Origin of the sequence: Nosocomiicoccus massiliensis, assembly GCF_000438455.1 — a bacterium.
GTDB classification, from domain to species: Bacteria; Bacillota; Bacilli; order Staphylococcales; family Salinicoccaceae; genus Nosocomiicoccus; species Nosocomiicoccus massiliensis.
Window position 1 is genome coordinate 1 of sequence record NZ_CAVG010000122.1, and the last position, 19,746, is coordinate 19,746.

The window sequence follows — 19,746 nt, forward strand, 5'->3', positions numbered from 1 at the left end:
AATATAATAATTAAAAAGATCGGTAGAAATATCGATCATACCTACCGATTGGTGGAATTATATTTCTCAGCGGTGAAAGTAACGGTTCATATATTTTACCGAGTAACTCACCAAATGATGACTCTCTTAAACCTGGAATCCAACTAGATAGTATGTAAATGATGAATCCCCAAGTAAAAATTGGCCATAATATCGAATATATTTTAACTACTGTTGTCAGTATATTTATCGCTGTTGATTGGTCCACAGTAAAAACTCCTTACATTAAGTCAGAGTCATTTTTCTCCGAAATAACACCTTCGACACCAACAGAGTTTGGTGTACATAAGAAAATGTCAGCTCCAACTTTTTGAATATCGCCTTCTAAAGCATACACTGTTCCACTTAAAAAGTCGATAATTCTCTTTTTGGATACTTTATCGAGTTTTGATAAGTTCACAAGTGCTGTTTGATTATTTTTTAATTGATCCGCGATATCTTGAGTTTCACCAAATACATATGGTTCAAACAGACATACTTTTGTATTAATTTTACTCATGTCAACGTTTCCCCCTTGTTTTACTACTGGCTCACTCACTTCACGGTGCTCTCTTGCCTCAATTTTCGGTTTACGGCTTCTCTTTGTTTTTTCAGAAAAATCGACTGCTGTGACTTTACTTTTCTTTTCTACTTTTGGCTGTTCTTTAAGTTCAGCTTCTTGCTTTGGTTCTGTTTCAATTTCATCCATATCTTCAGATTCGATTACGAATAAATCTTTTAAAAAATTGTAGAGCCATTTGAATCACCTATTTTCCCATAATTTTACTACCGAGTCTAATAAATGTCGCACCTTCTTCAAGTGCAATTTTATAGTCGTTACTCATTCCCATACTTAACTCAGTAAGATCTTTAAATTCCTTTTGTAAATCATCTCTAAGTTCTCTTAACTGTTTAAACACATTTCTAATTTCTTCCACGTTGTCTGTTTCAGGTGCCATCGTCATGAGTCCAATCACTTTAACGTGATCATATTTTGATACTTTCGTTACAAAATCTTTGACGTCTTCAGGTTTTAAACCATGTTTCGTCTCTTCTCCTGACACATTTACCTGTATAAAACATTTTACATCATGCGAGCTATATTGTTCAATACGTTTCGCGATAGATTCTCGCTCTAATGAGTGTAAATAATATAGATTTTCTATGACATCTTTAACTTTTCTCGATTGAAGTGTTCCGATAAAGTGCACATTCGCATCCTCTGGAAGTGCGACTCTTTTTTCGTTAAATCCTTCAATTCTATTTTCTCCAAAGTCTCTCACGCCAGCGTCGTATGCTTCTAGCGCATCTTCAACAGTATGATATTTAGTCACAGCGATAATCGTCGCTTGATTATTGACTTCTTCTTTTACTTTTAAATAATTATCTTTATTCAATTATAATCTCCTTCCAATAAACCCTAAAGCACGTCCCGTCGGTTGATCATCTAATCGATATGAAAAGAATTCTTCACTTTCCGTACCGATTGGTGTGACGTGAATGTTCGATTCTTTTATACCGTAATCGAGTGCTTGGTGTTTATTTGCAGTTTTTAAATCGAGTAAAAATTTATCGTTACCTAATGGAGTCACTGCTTCTTTAGCCACTAAAAACGAATCGTTGACGACCGCATCATCAACTTCATAATAATCACCGTTAATCGCAACCCCAATGACGACGCGTAGATCATCGATATCTCCGTCGTATTGATCTAAAAGGTTTTTTAATACGTTCCCACGCGTTCCCTTCCATCCTGCATGCGCTAAGCCTAAAAAGCTATTCGCTACGCTGTACACATAAATCGGTGGACAGTCTGCGTAATTCATACCGAGTACGATATTTCTTTCATATGTATATAGAGCGTCAATACCATATATGTTATCTGTTAACGCATCTACATTTGTCCCGGCATCCGCTTTTTTTACTTCATACACTTTGTTTTCATGCGTTTGAATTGGAATCACAAAATCTGAGCGTTCAAATCCGATTTCTTCACTTAAAAGTTGTTGATGATTGTGTACATTATCCGGATCATCTCCGATATATAGCGCCATATTAAATGCATTTTTTGGATAGTCACTTAGACCATTTGTCCGTTTCGTATATCCAAACACTAAATCGTCTGAATTGTAACCTACATAATGATTATAATTTTTAAACACGCGTATCTATCTCCTAATAGACAAAAACGGAGATATTGATGTCAATATCTCCGTAAGTGAATGTCTTATCTTCTACGACTACGACGTCCTCTAATAAACGATGGTACGTCTGGTTCGTTATCTAAAGAAGATTTTCTATCAGAACTATCATATGATTGTTCAGAATTTGAACGCTCATCTAAGTTGATGAATGAATCTTCTCTTTCTTTTTCTTCGAATGAAGGTGCCTGTCTACGTTCTTGTTGAACTGGACGTTCAGGACCTCTTGATACTGACTTTTCGTTAAAGCCTGTTGCGATAACTGTAATTACTAACTCATCTTCAAGCTCAGGGTTGATTACTGTACCGAAGATCATGTTTACATCTTCGTCTGCAGCGTCTTGAACGATGTCCGCAGCTTCTTGAGCTTCGAACAGTGATAAGTTTTCGCCACCAGTGATGTTCATTAACACACCTTGTGCACCGACGATTGAAGTTTCAAGTAATGGACTTGAGATTGCTTTTTTAGCCGCTTCAACCGCACGGTTTTCACCACTTGCGACACCGATACCCATTAATGCAGAACCTTTGTCTGTCATAATCGTCTTAACGTCCGCAAAGTCTAAGTTTACTTCACCGCTTACGCTGATGAGGTCTGAAATACCTTGAACCCCTTGACGTAATACGTTATCCGCTTCTTTAAATGCTTCCATCATCGGTGTTGATTTGTCAACGATATCGAGTAATCTGTCATTTGGGATAACGATTAATGTATCTACAGCAGCTTTCATTTGTTCTACACCTGCAGCTGCTTGTGTTTGACGTTTTCTACCTTCAAAAGAGAATGGGCGTGTTACAACACCAACTGTTAAAGCTCCCATTTCTTTTGCGATTTTCGCAACGACTGGTGCTGCTCCAGTACCAGTTCCGCCACCCATACCTGCAGTGACGAATACCATGTCCGCACCTTGAATTGCGTCTTCGATTTGTTCACGTGATTCTTCTGAAGCTTTTTTACCAATTTCAGGGTTCGCTCCAGCACCTAATCCACGTGTTAATTTTTCTCCAATTTGGATTTTAGATTCTGCTTTTGATAAGTTTAAAGCTTGTCCGTCTGTGTTAACTGCAATAAATTCAACATTTTGCATACCTTCATCGATCATTCGGTTTACTGCGTTGTTTCCTCCGCCACCGACACCGATTACTTTAATAGATGCTTGATGGTTAAAACCAGTTTCAAATTCTAACATCTCACCATATCCTCCCAAATTTTAATTACTCAAATAAATTCTTAAATACTTTTTTCATAAATCCACCAAAATCAGATTTCTCTTTTTCTTTCGGCGGGTCATTTTTAACATCTGACGTTTCAACGATTTCACGTTCGTAATCGTCGTGTTCGTCTTCTTCGTATCGGTCGTCGTCTGACTCATATTCAACGTCTTCTTCGACTTCTACATTTTGATTTTTCTCTTTTCTTTCTCTAAATAGAGAAGGGAAAATCGACTGTTTTTCTTCTTCTACAATTGGTTCGTTGTCATCTCTGTCATAATCTTCTTCATGATTATCAATTGTAACATAATCGAGGAGTTCATCAAAACGAATACCGCTTTCAACTGTAGCGATTGCACTCGTGAATTCAGGTTTTCTCGCACCCATTTGTGTTGGGATATGAACACGTACTTTTTCAGAAACAATATCGAGTAGTAAATCTCTAATTCCTCTCATGTTTGCTGTACCACCTGTAATGACGAATCCACCGCTAATATCGTCGATATTCGCTTCACCGAGTTCTCTAAAGATTTCCATAAACATATCTTCAAGAGTCACTTCGATGACGTCAGATAAATCTTTCGCACTCACTTCGACGTCTTTATCACCGTTATTTTGTGGGAAGACGACGCGCTCACCTTCTGGTGCTCTTTCATAAAATGCATGACCATATTGCTCTTTTGCACGGTTTGCATAATGGAAGTCTGTATTAAACTCTCTCGCAATGACTTCAGTAATCGTGTTACCACCTGCAGGGATAACGCCTGCATATTTTAACGCTCCATCTTTATAGTAAGCGTACTGTGTTAAGTCAGCTCCGATATCCATAACGACTGCGCCAAGTTCAATTTCAGCCTCTGTTAAAATATGTGAGTAGTTGTATGCGTCTGAAGTAACGTCTACGATATCTAATCCTGCTTCTGCCGCACAGTTACCCATGTTTAAGAATAACGTACGATCTACAGCGATGATACCAGCTTTCACAGTGAGACTTTCTCTAGCGATAATCCCTTTAGGATCTTCGACTTCATGTAAATCATCAACGACAAATGATACAGGGAATACTGTGACAATTTCTTGATCTGTTGAAATTTCTTTAAAGCGAATATTTTCAAGTAATTCTTCGATGAGTTCTCCATCGATTTCTGTATCTTTACCAGAGAATCTTAACGTTTCTGTTGTAAATATGACATCAGAATTCGTTATTGGAACTTTTAAAAATACTTCGTCAATATCTATATTTGCTATTAGTTCTGCTTTTTTCACTGTATCTATAATTCCACTTTTAGCGAGATCAAAATCTCGAATCATACCCTTTGATACGCCATCAGTGAAGGTTTGGCCAGTACCAATAATATTTACACCATCGTGAAATTTCTCTCCGATCACGATTTTAACACTCGAGGACCCTACATCTAGGGCAACATAATATTGTTCCTTCACCTGAATGCCTCCCAATCTTTTCAGAATAATCTATCCTATAGTTTACCTTATATAAAGCGAATTGTGAACTAAATCAGTTAAATAAATGAAACTTTTCACTAATCTGTTGATGTTTCGATTTTTTCAAGTGATTTCTTTATCACATCTAGGCTTTCGTTTATATCTTCGATATAAGGTACATGTCTTGGAATACTTGACATGTCGCGCTTCACACGCCTAGCTTCTTCAGTGTTATACGGAATAAACGCATTACTCACTTCTAAATCGATAATCCCCTCATTATCTCCAATAGATTCGCGCATTCCATTAAAGTAGTTGATTTTCTCACCAAATGTCGTATAGTCTGCGATAATTTCCTGACCGTTATTCATAAGTACTTGAATTCTCGTATATGATTCATCATACGGTCGATAATATATCTCAGAAATCATTCGTAACATCTCTGGATTGACATCGTTTAAACTATCGACAAGTGCGTCGAATTCTTTGCCTTCAAAGAAATGGATAATCGGTGCATCTACAGGTTCCATATGAAATCCTCTTAATACGCGTTTGTTTTCGAGTACTGGATAATAGTTTCGGTTACTTTCAATAAAGCCAACGACGTTATGTTCTTTAACATTTATAATAACTTTATTTGGCCATTCACGTTCGATGTCAATTGACTGTATAATCGGTAAAACTTTTACTTTATCTTCAGATTTATTTGACTGAAGCAAGTACATTTTTTGTCCTGTGTCTATACCGCTTCTATCTAGTATTTCTTTGTCGGTGATGTTTTCATTCCCGACAATTTCAACTTCTTTAATATCAGATAGACTGGATATTAAATATGTAGCTATCGTAATTAAAACGAGCGCAATTCCAATAAGTAATATAAGTTTTTTATAATTTAAATTTGGTAGTGATAACTGTGGTTTTTTAACGGATTTAAATCGCTCTTTTAGAGTCTGTTTTTCATCTTCAAGAGACTCATATTCGAATGAAGGTGCATCTTTTTCTTCATCGCGATAGTCTTCAATTAAAGACGGATCTAACGTGTCTTCGTCACTCTTTGTCACTTCGTCTTGTTGTAGTGTTATAACACCTTCCTGAACGAGTGCTTCTATGACTTCAAGTTCCGTTTTAAATGAGGGGACATCGTCAGTGTGTGTATGCTTCTTATCTTTTTTAGTCGTATGATTCTTTTTTAACTTCTTTTTTAAATCATCTACGTTAAAATCTTCACTCATCGTGTCCCCTCCTTTTTATAATTGATGAACTGCTTCTTTAAAATGTCGGCCACGCGTCTCAAAATCAGGATACTGATCCCAACTCGCACACGCTGGTGAAAATAGTACTTTGTCTCCCCGATTGCCATGTGCTTTGACAACGTCGACAGCTGTGAATGGATTATCTGTTTCAATCACTTCGATATTGTTTTCATTTAAAAATTGCTTTAGCTTTTCTTTCGTTTCACCAAATACGATACCGAGTTTTACATGCTTTAAATGTGGAAGAAGTTCTTTAAAATCTTGTCCACGGTCTAATCCACCAGCAATCCAAATCGTCGGCGTATTAAAGCTATCTAATGCAAATGTCGTCGCGAGCGCGTTCGTCGCTTTAGAATCGTTATAAAATCTCATGCCGAGTTTTTCATCGACGAATTCCATACGGTGCTCGATACCTTTAAACGTCGTTAAAACGTATTTCATATGCTCGATCGGTACATTTTTTAAATGTGCAACGAGTAAACTCGCAAGGATATTCTCTAAGTTATGTGGACCTTTTAACAGAATCTCTTCGATATTTATAATTTTTGTACCGAAAACATATATCCAATTATCTTTTACATATGCATCTGCTTCCTCATCGATACTGAAGAAGTAAACGTTACTCTTCACATCTTTACGTTCGACAAAATGTCTTTGAGATTGATTAAAAATAACAATGTCTGTGTCTGTCATATTTTTCATCAGAGATAGTTTCGCTGATTGATACTCATTTAAATCTTTATGATAATCGAGATGCGCTTCATATATGTTAGTAAATACTGCGATATTCGGTCTAAACGTATCGATACCCATTAATTGAAAGCTAGACAATTCCATTACGAGTTCGTCTGACTGTTCTTCAAGCGCCGCTTGGCTTGCTGGATATCCGATGTTCCCGCATAAAATTGGAGTACGGTTTCCGTCAGTGAGTAGTCTACCAACGAGTTCTGTTACCGTCGTTTTTCCGTTCGTTCCGGTAATACCAATAATCTCATTATCTGTGATTAAATACGCAAGTTCTACTTCAGTAATAATTTTAATATTGCGTTTTAAAGCTTCCTGTAAAAAAGGAATCGTATACGGAATACCTGGATTTTTAACGATTAACTCTGTGTCGTTTAATAGATGCTCTGGATGATGACCATCGACGACTTTCACATTCATTTGTTTTAAATGATTTATAACACTCTCTTCAACGAGTACTTCACTCGTAGTAAGTGTGATGTCTGCACCGAGTTTAAACAGTGCTTCTATCGCACTACGACCACTACGACCGTAACCTAAAACGAGCACCTTTTTATGTTTAAATGATTCGATTTCTTTCATAATTTAGCCTCCGATTAAAATACCAATTAGACCAAAAATTAAACCAACGAATGAAAATACGAATACAATTTTACGTTCATTCCATCCAGACAATTCAAAGTGGTGGTGAATCGGCGTCATTTTAAATACACGTTTACCTGTCGTTTTAAATGATACGACTTGTATAATGACGGATGCTGTTTCGATGACGAATATGATACCGACTAAAAGCAGTAATAAACTGTTGTTTAACATAATCGATACGATACCGACAATCCCACCGAGTGCTAAAGATCCAGTGTCTCCCATAAATACTTTCGCTGGATATTTGTTAAATAGTAAAAATCCGAGTTGTGCTCCAATTAGTATCGATAAAAATAAAATAATTTCTTTTTCTGAATGTAACCACGCAATTGCTAAAAATGCGCCGTTCGCAATAATCGTCGTACTCGTTGATAACCCGTCTAAACCATCCGTTAAGTTTACAGCGTTACTAAAACCGACGAGCCAGAATACGATCCACACGATGAAAAACACACCGAGTGGAATTGTAATATCTGTCATTGGTATCGAGACACCAAGCTCAATAGAAGGTACGAATTTCATCATAATGAAAAAGACGATAATTGACACGACTACTTGTGCCAGCGCTTTTTGCTTAGATGTTAATCCTCTATTATCTTTTTTTACAACGATGATGTAATCGTCAATAAAACCAATTAACCCAAACCCTAGCGTTACGATTACAAGGATGAGTAATTTCGAAACGTCTTCAACGAAGAACATACATATTATCGATAACACGACCGTTACAGAAATAAATGAAATACCACCCATTGTCGGTGTCCCTGTTTTCGCTAAATGACTTTCCGGACCTTCCTCACGAATTGCTTGTCCAAATTTTAATTGTTTTAATTTTGGTATCATCATTTTCATTAACGTTGCAGACAATATAAATGAAATGATTAATAATATTATACTCATCGTTACCTCCTAATTGTTTGGGTCTTTCATTTGTAACGTAAAGTTGACTTTTTGTTTATCTCCAAGTGGCTCACCTGGTTTAATCGTTTGCGCTGTGACGTAACCCTCACCTTTAAAGTTCGATTTGAGTCCGAGATAGTCCATGATGAGTAATGCGTCACGCTTAGAAAATCCACGTAAGTCCGGCATCGTACGTTCACCGTCTGTGACGATGACGAGTACTTCAGACGGTAACATTTCATCATGTTTTGGATAATAGTCTTCAACTTTCGTTCCTTCACCGACATACACTTGTTTTAATAAATCATTTTGTAATACGTCGACGTCTTCAATGTTTTGACCTGTAATGTCTTCCATTTTAATCGTTTTAATTTCTTGACTGTTTTGAACGTCTTTAACGTCTAAATATTTCAGTGAGCGTTCCATTAACGGATTAAATCCTCTCGACACACCGAAGTCCCACGTCTCACTTTTATTTTTTGATGCGCGTTTAATACCGTAATAGACGATAATTCGTGGATCTTCAACTGGTGCATATCCGATAAATGACGTTATAAATTCATACTCTCCTGTTAAATATCCGCCCGTTTTTTCGTCATATATTTGTGCTGTACCAGTTTTACCTGTGACTTGATAATCATCGAGTGCGTACATACTGTTTATATCTAACGAACCTGCGACGAGTGTGCTCATTTCTTCCATCGTTTTCTCGGCTGTTTCTTTACTAATGACTTGTCCGAGATTACGTTCTTGACCTCGATATATTTCTTCGTTCGTTTCTGGATCGACAACTGACTGAACGACGTATGGTTTTTTCATCATCCCGTCGTTTAGTAACGCAGTAAATCCTTGGATCATTTGAATTGGAGTTACACTAATCGTTTGTCCAAACGAACTCGTCTTTTGTTGGAGTTCATTGTCCCACACGATTTGGCCACTTGCTTCTGTGTTAAATTCAGATTTTGTAGCTGTCCCAAATCCAAATGACTGATAATATTCGAGCATCTTTTTAGGTCCGACTGAATCGAGTAAATCCATCATTAGAGTGTTCGAAGAATATTGTAACCCTTCGTTATAAGTAATTGTACCCCAACCTGACTTTTCCCAGTCGTAAATCGTCGCATCCATCACTTGTCTATTCCCAGTCGTGTAGTACTGATTTGGATCATACTTACCTTCTTCAATTGCTGCCGCTAACGTAAATACTTTAAACGTACTTCCTGGCTCGAATTGATATTCGTAAAGCATATTTAACCAGCTCGTTCCGAAACCTTCTCGAGTATCTGGGTTAAATGAAGGACGTTGACCTGCACCTAAAATTTCGCCTGTTTTTGCATCTGCAACAAAAGCAAATAACTCTTCAGGTTCGAAGTGTTCTTGCATATCATCTAATGAGTCTTCTAAGTAAAGTTGGATGTTAGAATCAATCGTTAATTCAACGTCTAACCCATCGACCGCTTCTTCACTTTCCATCGTTCCAGGAACGATATAGTTCCAACTATCGACGTTATAATCTTTAAAGCCGTCTTTTCCAGTTAATTCTTTATTGTATTCTTTTTCAATACCTACAGCACCATTCATATCTCCGTCTTCATTTAACTCAGCCATTCCAATTAAATGTGAAGCAAACACTCCGTTAGGATACGAGCGTTTGACAACAGGAGTAAAAACAATTCCTTTTAATTCTTTCTCTTCTACTAATCTTTTTGCTTTATAATCGATATTTCTTCCTTTACTACCGAATTCAACTTGATATCTATTATTTTTAATACCATCATCGATTACCTTTAAAATTTCTTTTTCTTCCATATTCATAATTTCAGATAAGACTTTTGCTACTTCGTTTTTATCTTCGATATGATTATCAAAATCTTGTCCGACGATGACCGCGATATTATAAGCTTCCGTATCTCTTGCTAAAACATTCCCATCGCGGTCAGTAATTTTACCACGTTCAGCACGGTTAACGGTGTGACGTTCATATTTACTGCGCGCTTGATCTTTTAAATTGACGTCATCCACATTTTTAAACAACATAATCGTAATGATATTAAAAACGAGTAAAGCAAAAAACACTCCTAAACTAATATAAATCAGGAGTGTAATAATCGGTATTGAAAAAGTAAATTGATTTTTACGTCGCTGCTTTAGCGACTTAAAGATATTAGACTTAAAATTACTTTTCATACTTCCTAACAACCTTTACATTATCATTGTTTGGCTTTAGCCCAAGTTCATTTGCTTTTTGATAAATGCGTTCGTATGAAGATAAATGTGTAACTTCTGTTGTTAGTTCGTCTATCTCTTTTTCTGTAGCGTTAATTTCGTAGTTGATTTGAGATATTTCTCTCTCATATTCATGCGCTTCTAATTTTGTGTTGAGTACAAATACTACTGCTGCCGATAAAACAATCATTAAAGCGACATATAACAGAAGCTCATTTAACTTCAGACTTACAAGGTAGCGTTTTTTCTTTGGCGCTACGTTATGTACATGATTTTGTTGTTTTTGTTCTTTTTGAACAGTGTGTCTTACGCGTGCTGCTTCCATGGTTTCACTTCCTTATCACTTTAACTTTTCTGCGATTCTAAGTCTAGCGCTACGTGCACGACTATTATTATCAAGTTCTTCGTCACTCGCTAGTATCGGCTTTTTATTGACTCTTTTTAAAATTGGCTCGTATCCTTCAGGGATAATCGGCATGTTTTTAGGTAGTTCGGGTCCGCGTTCATACTCTAAATAAATTTGTTTACAGATTCTATCTTCGAGTGAGTGGAACGTAATGACCGAGACTCTACCACCTTTATCTAACAATTCGATCGCATCTTGTAAGCTATTTTCAAATACTTCAAGTTCGTTATTTACCGCGATTCGTAATGCTTGAAAGACTCGGCGTGCTGGATGACCTTTCATGCGTTTAAACTTCTCAGGAATTTTCGACTTAATTAAGTCGCTTAACTCTGTCGTCGTTTCAATTGGTTTTTCCGCACGTCGTTTTTCGATTTCACGTGCGATTTGTTTTGAGAATTTTTCTTCGCCGTATCTAAAGAAAATGCGTACGAGATCGTCATAGCTATATGTATTTACAATTTCATAAGCATCTAGACTTTGTGTTTGATCCATTCTCATGTCGAGTCGCGCTGTTTTCGAATGTGAAAAACCACGTTCGACTAAATCTAGTTGTGGACTCGATACGCCTAAGTCATATAAAATTCCATCGATTTTTCCGATGCCGAGTTTATTTAATTCTTCTTTTAAATATTTAAAATTCCGATGAACGAGCGTTAATCGGTCGTCATTAAATTTTTCTTTAGCGTGATTAATTGCAAAAATATCTTGGTCAAATGAAATCACTCGACCTGTCGTTAATTGATCAAGTAAATAAGATGTATGTCCGCCACCACCTAGTGTAGCGTCTACATAGATGCCGTCTGGTTTAATGTTTAAACCGTCAATTGTCTCTTTTAATAATACTGTGTCATGTTTAAACATTTTTTCACCCTCTTATAAATCAAAATCAATTAAGTCTTCTGCAATCATTTCAAAGTTATCTGCTGAATCACTGTAGAAATCGTTCCAGCTGTCTGTATCCCAAATCTCCACACGATCCGAAACACCGATGACTGTACACGATTTACTTAAATCTGCGTAGTCTCTTAAATGTTGTGGGATGTTTACACGTCCTTGCTTATCGACGTCAACAATCGCTGCGCCAGAAAAGAATAGTCGTGTAAAACGTCTTGCATCACGTTTTGTGAGTGGTAGTTGTTTTGTCTTTTGTTCAATCGCTTTAAAATCTTCGACTGTATAACAAAATAAGCATTTATCTAATCCGCGAGTAATGACAAATTGCGCTTGTAATTCATCTCGAAATTTACTCGGGACGATCATGCGTCCTTTAGCGTCTAAATTATGTTGATACTCACCAATAAACACCCGAACTACCTCCTCCCACCTACTATATTAATAATTTACCATATTCTACCACTTTCCACCACTTTCTTCTTAAAAAATTGCAAAAAAATAAACGGCTCAACATTTTGAGCCGTTTTTATGGGTTAATCCATAATAATGATTAGCTGATCCGTATAAGTTAATGGTTTAAAATCGATGAACGCATTCGAAAATACTGCTGGGTGGAACGTTCGTTCTTGCAGTGCATTTTTCGGAAGTAATAACATTAGAAGTTCATCTAATTGATTGAGTTTATTTCTCACTTGTCGTTTAACATCGTATTTATACTTTCGTTCTAAATAATCGACTTCTTTTAACATACGAGATTCGTTAATATCGATGAGTGTCTTTTCATGTTTAGTTTCAGTTACGTCTCCAAGAGACTTATATTGTTGTTCGATCACGTCTTTTAGAGTTTGAATACGTTGTAACAACTGTTCATTCGTCGATTTATCTATTAGTTTATCTTTTTCTTTTTCAATATGTTCAACTAAATTCGGTGTTAACGATAAATCGTATTCGTTTAATCGTTTTTCTAACTGTGGTGGAACGTGGAGGAAAGACATACGTTTTAAGACGATTGGCATTTCTCTTTCCATCACTTTAAATACTTCGTGAAGTTCTCCCCAATATTTTACCTCTGCGCCTCCACCTAAAAAAACAACGGTATTAAATAGCATTTCTTGCATTAACGGACGTGTGACGACGTTGTTACTAAATGTTTCTGGTGATTCATTTAAATAGTTTAACAACTCTTCTTTCGTAAATGTTTTGTCTTCAGTTTTAAACATATCACCATCACGGTGAAGCAGCTCTCGGTTCGATTCAGAATGAATAAATAAATGAACATTCGTGTCCGTTTGAATCGTCGGATTGATATCGAAGTGTTGATTAAATGACTGTTGACCAGATCTAAACGCTACGTCAATTTCATCTGACTTTTCGATCATACGTTGAAAAATATCTTTTTCTAACTGTCTAACGTCTTTGCTGTGCGCATTAAATATGAGTAAGCCATGCTCACTGAACACTTTATTTGTTAGTGCTGTAAAGAGCTCTGACCAGTATGTGTGCGCATTAATTTCTCGTTCGATTGTATTTTTAATTTCGATATTTTGCTTTGAGTCCTCTGTATAATTAAATACTTCATCGAGAACGTCTAACATTTCTTTTTTATCGTATTCATAAAAGCCGATACTCATTTGTATATCGAGATTTGGTTTATATGACACTTTTTTTATACGTTTATGCAAACTATCGTAAACGTGAGTATGGTTAATTTCATCGTAATCGTGATCTTCAGACGCGACCCAAAATACAGGTACTGCGTCGTAATTCACTTTTTCCTTAATATCTTTTACGACGACTAAAATCGAAATCACTTTATGCAAAATATATGCTGGACTGCCAAACAGACCTGCTTGTTGTCCGCCGATGACGACTTTATGGCCATTTTTTAATTTTTCAATATTATTTCTTTGACTTTCTGTAAGATCACCAACAATTTCGAGCATATCTTTTTCGATTATAGACGCGAGTCTTTCTGTATGTTCATGTGGTGCTCTTTTAATTAATCGATGAAGCGATTCATCATCAAACTTATTATGATGAAAGAACTTATAATCCTCTTCGCTTATACAGTGAATGTCATCATTAAATTCATCATTAAACAGATACCTCATAATGTGTCTCCTTACAATCGTCATAGTTAAATAAAATTATATGGAATTTATCCGTATGACACAAATAAATAGTTTATAAATAAAAAAACATGGACATTTCTATGTCCATGTTAGTTGTTTACAACTTCTGCACCGTTATATGACCCACAGTTCGGGCAAACGCGGTGTCTTAATTTCATTTCTCCACACTCAGGGCACTCAACCATTCCTGGTGCACTTAACTTAATGTGTGTACGACGTTTATTTTTACGAGTTTTCGAAGTTCTTCTTTTAGGTACTGCCATTGTTAATCCTCCGTTTCGTCTGTTTTAAACAGCGTTTCTAATTTTTTTAATCTTGGGTCTACAGGCTTATCTTTTTCGTACGCTTCGATACTGCCGTAGACGTTCCAATTATCAGTGTTTGATGAGTCCGGTAATTCATTACTTTCAGAATACACTTCAGGAATGCTAACATTTATTAACTCACGAATGACTGGTTCTAAGTCGAGCTCATGTAGCACCGGATGTAATGACGGATCCTCTAGCTTTTCATCCGCTTCAAGCGTCTCATCATACGTTTCAAACGAATTTACGCTTAAATCGTAAAAAACATCCTCTCCAGAACGACTATCAACCATTTTAACACGTGCCTGAATTGTTATGTCGACATAAAATTCATGACCACTATTTTTGATTGAGCCTTCTGTGAAAATATCACTTACATCTAGAACGTCTTGACGATTCGAAACATCTTCAAGTGATAAGTGTTCTTCAAAAGTAAATGCGGTATTTTGAAACTTTCTGAGTTCCGATAATGACCACTTCATATTTACCCACCTCTTATAAGCACAACAAACATTCTACCGATTTTCAGTGAAAGTGTCAAGTTATTTTCTTAACATATCACCGAATAAAATTAAGATTTATTATCTATTTTGATATAATGATATCGAATAATAAACGGAGTGTTGCGATATGAAAGTTTTGTCTTTAATTACAGAGTATAACCCGTTTCATAACGGTCATATTTACCACATCGAGTCTTCCAAACAATTAATTCAACCGGACGTGACGATTGCGATCATGTCTGGTAACTTTACTCAGCGCGGAGAACTCGCTGTGACGAATAAATTTAACCGTGCACAAGAAGCAATTAAACACGTTGATTTAGTCATTGAACTACCGACACTATATGCGATCAGTTATGCGGATGACTTTGCATATGGGGGGCTTCTTGCTGCAAAGATGCTACAAACTACCGATATCGTCTTCGGAAGTGAACTCGATGATATCGAGAAACTCCATAGTGCATACTTAAAAGCAAAGCGTATTACGAAAGAAGACCTCGTACCGCTGTTACAAAAAGGATATTCGTATCCACGTGCAATGTATGCCTTAACAAATGAAGATGCGTTTCAATCTCCAAACAACACGCTCGGTATGAGTTATTTAAAAGCGCGCGACGATTTAAACTTTGACGTCTCTATGCACACGATTAAACGTACAGGTAACAACTATAACGATAAAACACTCTCTCATAGTCAGTTTTCAAGTGCGACGAGTATACGCGAGTCATTATTAAATGGAGAACTCGAACATGCGATTCAATTTATGCCAGAAACTCTTGCAAAAGTGATTATGGAAGATAAGGTCATTACAAATGAGCACATGTTTAATACGTTAAAAGTAATTATCGAGCGCAGTTCTTTAAACGATTTAAAAGACATATACATGATGACTGAAGGTCTCGAACATCGTCTTAAAAAGAATATTCGTCTATCAAATAATTACGAATCGTTTATCGATTCTATTAAAACGAAACGCTATACGAGAACACGTCTTCAACGTCTACTCTTATACGTTCTTTTAAACGTTACAGAAGAAGATTTTTGTAACTATGAGGTGAATAAGTTAAGAGTGCTTGCAATGAATCATACTGGTCAACAATACTTATCGACAATCCAAGATCGTCGCTTTATAACAAATTTAACAAAAAAAGATGCGCCAGACTTTTACGAAACGATAAAAGCGACGCATATATATAACACGTTAACGCAAGGACGTGTGAATGATTTTAATCAACCTGTTATGATTCTAAAGTCTTAAACTTTTCTACGAGAGCTTCTTCGACTACTGGTGGCACGACATCACTAATTTTACCGTGGTGTTTTGCCACATCTTTTGCGATTGAACTCGAAATAAACGAATATTTGTTATTCGTCATAATAAATAACGTCTCGATCTCTTCAGCGAGCTTTCTATTCATCGACGCCATCTGCATTTCATATTCAAAATCTGAAACTGCGCGTAATCCACGGACGATTGCATCTGCATCGACTTTTTTACAAAAATCTATTAACAACCCTTCATGCTTATCAACTTTTGTATTGTCAATATGAGAAATCGTTTTTTCGATGAGGTGTACACGTTCGTCTGGTGTAAATAATCCTTTTTTTGTTTGGTTATGTGATACACACACATAGACGACGTCAAAGATTCTTGACGCACGTTCGATAATATCGATATGTCCATATGTAATCGGGTCAAATGAGCCAGAGCATACTGCAATTTTTTTATTAGTCATAATTTTCCTCCGTTGTTAACACTTTATATTGAATCGTTCCAACTTCGTTATGCTTTAATTCAACAAAACCGTTTAAGTCTATCGTTTCATTCGCACCCGCTTCAACGATAATGATTCCGTCTTTTTTCAATATATCGTACGTTTTAATGAGATGAAGTGCTTCATCAATCAACTTTTTATTGTACGGTGGATCTAAAAATATTAAATCCATTTGTCTATTTCGTTTACTGAGTGCTTTTAACGCTCGTCTAAAATCATTTCGGTAAATTTCTACAGGTTCGTCTAACCCTTTCGTATTGTTATGAATAATACGAATGGCGTCTTTTGCACCGTCAACAAAAATACAGCGTTCTCCGCCTCGAGATAACGCCTCGATTCCAAGCGCACCTGATCCTGCAAATAAATCGAGCACATCCCCACTGACTCTTTCACCGATTGCGCTAAACATGCTTTCTCTTACTTTTTCACTCGTCGGACGCGTGTCTTTATGTTCGAGCGTCTCGATACGTCTTTTTTTATATTTACCAGTAATTACTCTCACGTATACACCTCGTTTTCTATTTATACTATAATTAAAGAAACAATTATGAGAGGTTGAAATTTCATGCAAAAATTTATCGTCTTAGGACATGGCTACAGCGAGATTTTCGAGTTGAAAGCGTTACTCGAATACAATCACAAACGTGTAAATAAAGCGATCTTCTTTCACCATGAAGATGCGCCGTCATCGTTTAGTTTAATCATGAACCCTGTCGAAAAAGACTTCCAAGCACTTTATACAATCCTTCGAGGGCTAAGAAACGGCCCGGAAGGTAAAATGTACGAAATGATTCGCGAATTATGTGAATTATACGATATACAAGTCGTCGAGATGACAGCACGTGATCCGAAGGATTTCCATGAAGAGGAATTGTTCTTCCAATATATGATCGGTGTGTTACGACTCAACCATCTCATTCCACCGTTAAAATAATTAAACTGTTCCTTTTGGATATGATAGTTTAATATTTTTATATTCACTGACGAGTACTTCTGTCACATATTTTAAGTTAGATAAGCGTTTTAACGTGTCATCTAGTTCGCTCTCATCGATATATATAAGCATATATTGCTTATTTGTATTGACGTAAACGACATGACCATGACGCTTTAACTGTCTAATAAATTTATTATGCTTAAAATAAATATATATTCCAATGCGGTCCTTTAGCATATATATCACCCTTCTTCGTTAAACACATGATAACACATTTAACTTTTAGTATACTAGACACATTAGGAGGACAATTATGAAATTACGTACAAAACTACTTCTTCTTACTGCTGGCCTTTCTAGTGCTTATATTTATAGTAAAATCCAAGCAGAACGAAGAGTAAACGAAATGAAACCTGTCTTTAAAAGACCCGCACCATACATATTCGCTCATCGTGGGGGTAAAGGAAATTATCCAGAGCATACGAGGCTCGCGTTTAATAATGCAGTAAATCAAAACGTCGACGGTTTTGAAATCGACGTACGACTTACAAAAGACAATGAGATCGTCGTACTTCACGACTTATATGTAGATAGAGTTACTGAGTATAGCGGAAAAGTTTCAGACTATACGCTCGACGAATTACGAAAATTAGATTTTGGATATAACTTTAAAGACGTAAGAGGCAACTACATATATCGTGGGCATCCTGATGCCGGTATCGTTACTTTACGTGAATTATTTAAAGAATATCCACACCAAATTATTAACATCGACATGAAAGATTCGATCGATACAGAAGCAGGTCAAAAAATTGCACCTCTACTATTCGAACTTATATTAGATGAGAAAGCAACTGACCGCGTCATTGTGACAAGTTTTGAAGATGAACAAATTCGCCGCTTCACGAGTTTTAGTGGAGATTTAATTGCGTTAGGTGCTGGCACTGAGGAAGTGACAAAAGCATACACGCTTTACCATAGTGGGCTTGGTCACTTATACGAACCGTCACGAGACACATTCCAAATCCCGGTTAAATTATCGTCTGTTAAACTCGATAACGCTGGATTTATTCGTTACTTAGATGATTTAAACGTCAAAGTCGGATTTTGGGTCATCAACGATACAAATGAAATGACGCGCTTACTAAACTTAGGTGCACATACAATCGTTACAGATTATCCAGACAAAGCAAACTTACTCATTAATTATTAATATAAAAAAAACGGATTCGTAAAATACGAATCCGTTTTTTAACTTGCACAACTACATCCGCCACCCGTCATACAGTTTGACTCTCCACTTGCAAAAAATGGGTTCGTACTAACGACGTTTGCATGATCACTGACAGATTTTCCGATAATATATAAAATCTCGTCGAGCAGACTTTGTAGTACATACTCTGCACGTCTAAATTCTATGACGTTTTCATCCATATCTACTTTCTTTTTAAATAATCGTATCTCTTTACGTTTTTCTTTATAGTCTGGATGATATCTTCCAAATCGCTCAACTTCTTCAAAGTCTTCTTTTAATCGATTGAATTGTTTGATGAGCATTTGTGTATCATTATCTTGTTCTAATTTATGTTTGTAATATATATATGTTTTAAATTCCTCAGAAGATTTTACCATATCGTTAATGTGATCGAGATGATCTAAAATTTCGATTGTTCGATTTGTAGAAAACATACGCATCCTCCTACTGAGAATATGATACCATACTATTGTAGTACATAAAATTGTATTTGTGTTTCTCGCTCTTTTCGATTAAAATAAAGATATTGGAATAGGGAGGTCTACTCGGATGGTATTTGAAAATTCTGGTCTTGAAAAATTAGTAATTGAACAACACTTATTACAAGACGTCATGAACGAACATGGCTGTGTCTTAGGTGGAAGTTGGGATTACGAACGTATGACGTTCGACTTCCAGTACAAAGTTCCTGAAGGTGTGTTTTACCTACGTTTCCCTGCATATGCAGTAAGTGGTGACGTCGGTGCGAACGACGCTGTACTTCAACTTATGGATCCTTACATTGGTAAATGGTATTTCCCAACAGGTATTGAATACGGAAAAGATGAACATTTCCCAGAAAGAATTGTTGAACATGCAATTCAAAAAATTAGAGCATTACACAGCGACTTAGCTGTT

23 protein-coding genes and 1 pseudogene are annotated in these 19,746 nt (G+C 36.3%); 4 read left to right on the top strand and 20 right to left on the bottom strand.

Annotated features, from left to right (window positions below; all coding sequences use genetic code 11):
• Positions 1-10: 10 nt before the first annotated feature.
• The 16 genes and pseudogenes from TJ68_RS05880 to TJ68_RS05955 form a co-directional block, all read right to left on the bottom strand.
• A complete protein-coding gene (locus tag TJ68_RS05880; RefSeq protein ID WP_052327346.1) occupies positions 11-247 on the bottom strand; it encodes a YggT family protein in 237 nt (78 codons plus the stop codon).
• Positions 248-259: 12 nt separating this feature from the next.
• Positions 260-727: a cell division protein SepF gene (locus TJ68_RS05885; protein WP_052327347.1), complete on the bottom strand. Its 468-nt coding sequence runs from the start codon at positions 725-727 to the stop codon at positions 260-262.
• A gap of 58 nt (positions 728-785) precedes the next feature.
• Entirely contained in the window at positions 786-1,415 is a 630-nt protein-coding gene (locus TJ68_RS05890) for a YggS family pyridoxal phosphate-dependent enzyme (protein ID WP_040929237.1), read from the bottom strand.
• Positions 1,416-2,180: a purine nucleoside phosphorylase YfiH/LACC1 family protein gene (locus tag TJ68_RS05895; protein ID WP_052327348.1), complete on the bottom strand. Its 765-nt coding sequence runs from the start codon at positions 2,178-2,180 to the stop codon at positions 1,416-1,418.
• Positions 2,181-2,454: 274 nt separating this feature from the next.
• Positions 2,455-3,409, bottom strand: a pseudogene (ftsZ, locus tag TJ68_RS05900) (cell division protein FtsZ); the annotation flags it as partial.
• A gap of 25 nt (positions 3,410-3,434) precedes the next feature.
• Entirely contained in the window at positions 3,435-4,874 is a 1,440-nt protein-coding gene (gene ftsA / locus TJ68_RS05905; RefSeq protein ID WP_040929240.1) for a cell division protein FtsA, read from the bottom strand.
• Between the two features lie 98 nt (positions 4,875-4,972).
• Positions 4,973-6,106 carry a cell division protein FtsQ/DivIB gene (locus TJ68_RS05910; RefSeq protein ID WP_040929241.1) on the bottom strand — a complete coding sequence of 378 codons (1,134 nt, stop codon included), beginning with the start codon at positions 6,104-6,106 and terminating at the stop codon, positions 4,973-4,975.
• A 15-nt stretch (positions 6,107-6,121) separates the two neighbouring features.
• Positions 6,122-7,453, bottom strand: coding sequence for a UDP-N-acetylmuramoyl-L-alanine--D-glutamate ligase (gene murD / locus TJ68_RS05915; RefSeq protein ID WP_040929242.1), 1,332 nt, complete (start codon positions 7,451-7,453; stop codon positions 6,122-6,124).
• 3 nt (positions 7,454-7,456) lie between these two features.
• Entirely contained in the window at positions 7,457-8,416 is a 960-nt protein-coding gene (mraY, locus tag TJ68_RS05920; protein WP_040929243.1) for a phospho-N-acetylmuramoyl-pentapeptide-transferase, read from the bottom strand.
• 9 nt (positions 8,417-8,425) lie between these two features.
• Complete coding sequence (locus TJ68_RS05925; RefSeq protein ID WP_187364858.1) at positions 8,426-10,603, bottom strand: penicillin-binding protein; 2,178 nt, start codon at positions 10,601-10,603, stop codon at positions 8,426-8,428.
• The gene (ftsL, locus tag TJ68_RS05930) at positions 10,593-10,967 is read right to left on the bottom strand and encodes a cell division protein FtsL (RefSeq protein WP_052327349.1); all 375 of its coding nucleotides are present in this window, start codon (positions 10,965-10,967) and stop codon (positions 10,593-10,595) included. Before ftsL ends, TJ68_RS05925 begins: the two co-directional genes overlap by 11 nt.
• Before the next feature lie 15 nt (positions 10,968-10,982).
• Positions 10,983-11,909: a 16S rRNA (cytosine(1402)-N(4))-methyltransferase RsmH gene (rsmH, locus tag TJ68_RS05935; protein ID WP_040929244.1), complete on the bottom strand. Its 927-nt coding sequence runs from the start codon at positions 11,907-11,909 to the stop codon at positions 10,983-10,985.
• Between the two features lie 12 nt (positions 11,910-11,921).
• A complete protein-coding gene (mraZ, locus tag TJ68_RS05940; RefSeq protein ID WP_040929245.1) occupies positions 11,922-12,353 on the bottom strand; it encodes a division/cell wall cluster transcriptional repressor MraZ in 432 nt (143 codons plus the stop codon).
• A gap of 122 nt (positions 12,354-12,475) precedes the next feature.
• Complete coding sequence (bshC, locus tag TJ68_RS05945; RefSeq protein WP_052327350.1) at positions 12,476-14,053, bottom strand: bacillithiol biosynthesis cysteine-adding enzyme BshC; 1,578 nt, start codon at positions 14,051-14,053, stop codon at positions 12,476-12,478.
• 110 nt (positions 14,054-14,163) lie between these two features.
• Entirely contained in the window at positions 14,164-14,337 is a 174-nt protein-coding gene (gene rpmF, locus TJ68_RS05950) for a 50S ribosomal protein L32 (protein WP_040929246.1), read from the bottom strand.
• Between the two features lie 2 nt (positions 14,338-14,339).
• Positions 14,340-14,861: a YceD family protein gene (locus tag TJ68_RS05955; RefSeq protein WP_040929247.1), complete on the bottom strand. Its 522-nt coding sequence runs from the start codon at positions 14,859-14,861 to the stop codon at positions 14,340-14,342.
• A gap of 148 nt (positions 14,862-15,009) precedes the next feature.
• Here TJ68_RS05955 and TJ68_RS05960 point away from each other — a divergent pair, with 148 nt between their 5' ends.
• The gene (locus tag TJ68_RS05960) at positions 15,010-16,140 is read left to right on the top strand and encodes a nucleotidyltransferase (RefSeq protein WP_040929248.1); all 1,131 of its coding nucleotides are present in this window, start codon (positions 15,010-15,012) and stop codon (positions 16,138-16,140) included.
• On the opposite strand, the gene coaD is transcribed toward TJ68_RS05960, so the two are convergent.
• Positions 16,121-16,618 carry a pantetheine-phosphate adenylyltransferase gene (gene coaD / locus TJ68_RS05965; RefSeq protein WP_040929249.1) on the bottom strand — a complete coding sequence of 166 codons (498 nt, stop codon included), beginning with the start codon at positions 16,616-16,618 and terminating at the stop codon, positions 16,121-16,123. The two genes, TJ68_RS05960 and coaD, sit on opposite strands and share 20 nt — an antisense overlap.
• A complete protein-coding gene (gene rsmD, locus TJ68_RS05970) occupies positions 16,611-17,183 on the bottom strand; it encodes a 16S rRNA (guanine(966)-N(2))-methyltransferase RsmD (RefSeq protein WP_081643683.1) in 573 nt (190 codons plus the stop codon). The genes coaD and rsmD overlap by 8 nt, the downstream gene beginning before the upstream one ends.
• A 39-nt stretch (positions 17,184-17,222) precedes the next feature.
• Between rsmD and TJ68_RS05975 the strand changes: the two genes are divergently transcribed.
• Complete coding sequence (locus tag TJ68_RS05975; protein WP_040929251.1) at positions 17,223-17,591, top strand: DUF7147 family protein; 369 nt, start codon at positions 17,223-17,225, stop codon at positions 17,589-17,591.
• Here the strand turns inward: TJ68_RS05975 and TJ68_RS05980 are convergent, their stop codons facing one another.
• Positions 17,592-17,831, bottom strand: coding sequence for a DUF2129 domain-containing protein (locus tag TJ68_RS05980; RefSeq protein WP_040929252.1), 240 nt, complete (start codon positions 17,829-17,831; stop codon positions 17,592-17,594). It lies immediately after the preceding gene.
• A gap of 76 nt (positions 17,832-17,907) precedes the next feature.
• Between TJ68_RS05980 and TJ68_RS05985 the strand changes: the two genes are divergently transcribed.
• The gene (locus TJ68_RS05985) at positions 17,908-18,807 is read left to right on the top strand and encodes a glycerophosphodiester phosphodiesterase family protein (RefSeq protein ID WP_040929253.1); all 900 of its coding nucleotides are present in this window, start codon (positions 17,908-17,910) and stop codon (positions 18,805-18,807) included.
• A gap of 38 nt (positions 18,808-18,845) precedes the next feature.
• Here the strand turns inward: TJ68_RS05985 and TJ68_RS05990 are convergent, their stop codons facing one another.
• A complete protein-coding gene (locus tag TJ68_RS05990) occupies positions 18,846-19,283 on the bottom strand; it encodes a YlbF/YmcA family competence regulator (protein ID WP_040929254.1) in 438 nt (145 codons plus the stop codon).
• 115 nt (positions 19,284-19,398) lie between these two features.
• On the opposite strand from TJ68_RS05990, the gene TJ68_RS05995 reads away from it, so the two are divergent.
• Positions 19,399-19,746, top strand: a 348-nt coding sequence (locus TJ68_RS05995; protein WP_040929255.1) for a YugN family protein, incomplete at its 3' end; no start/stop codon positions are given.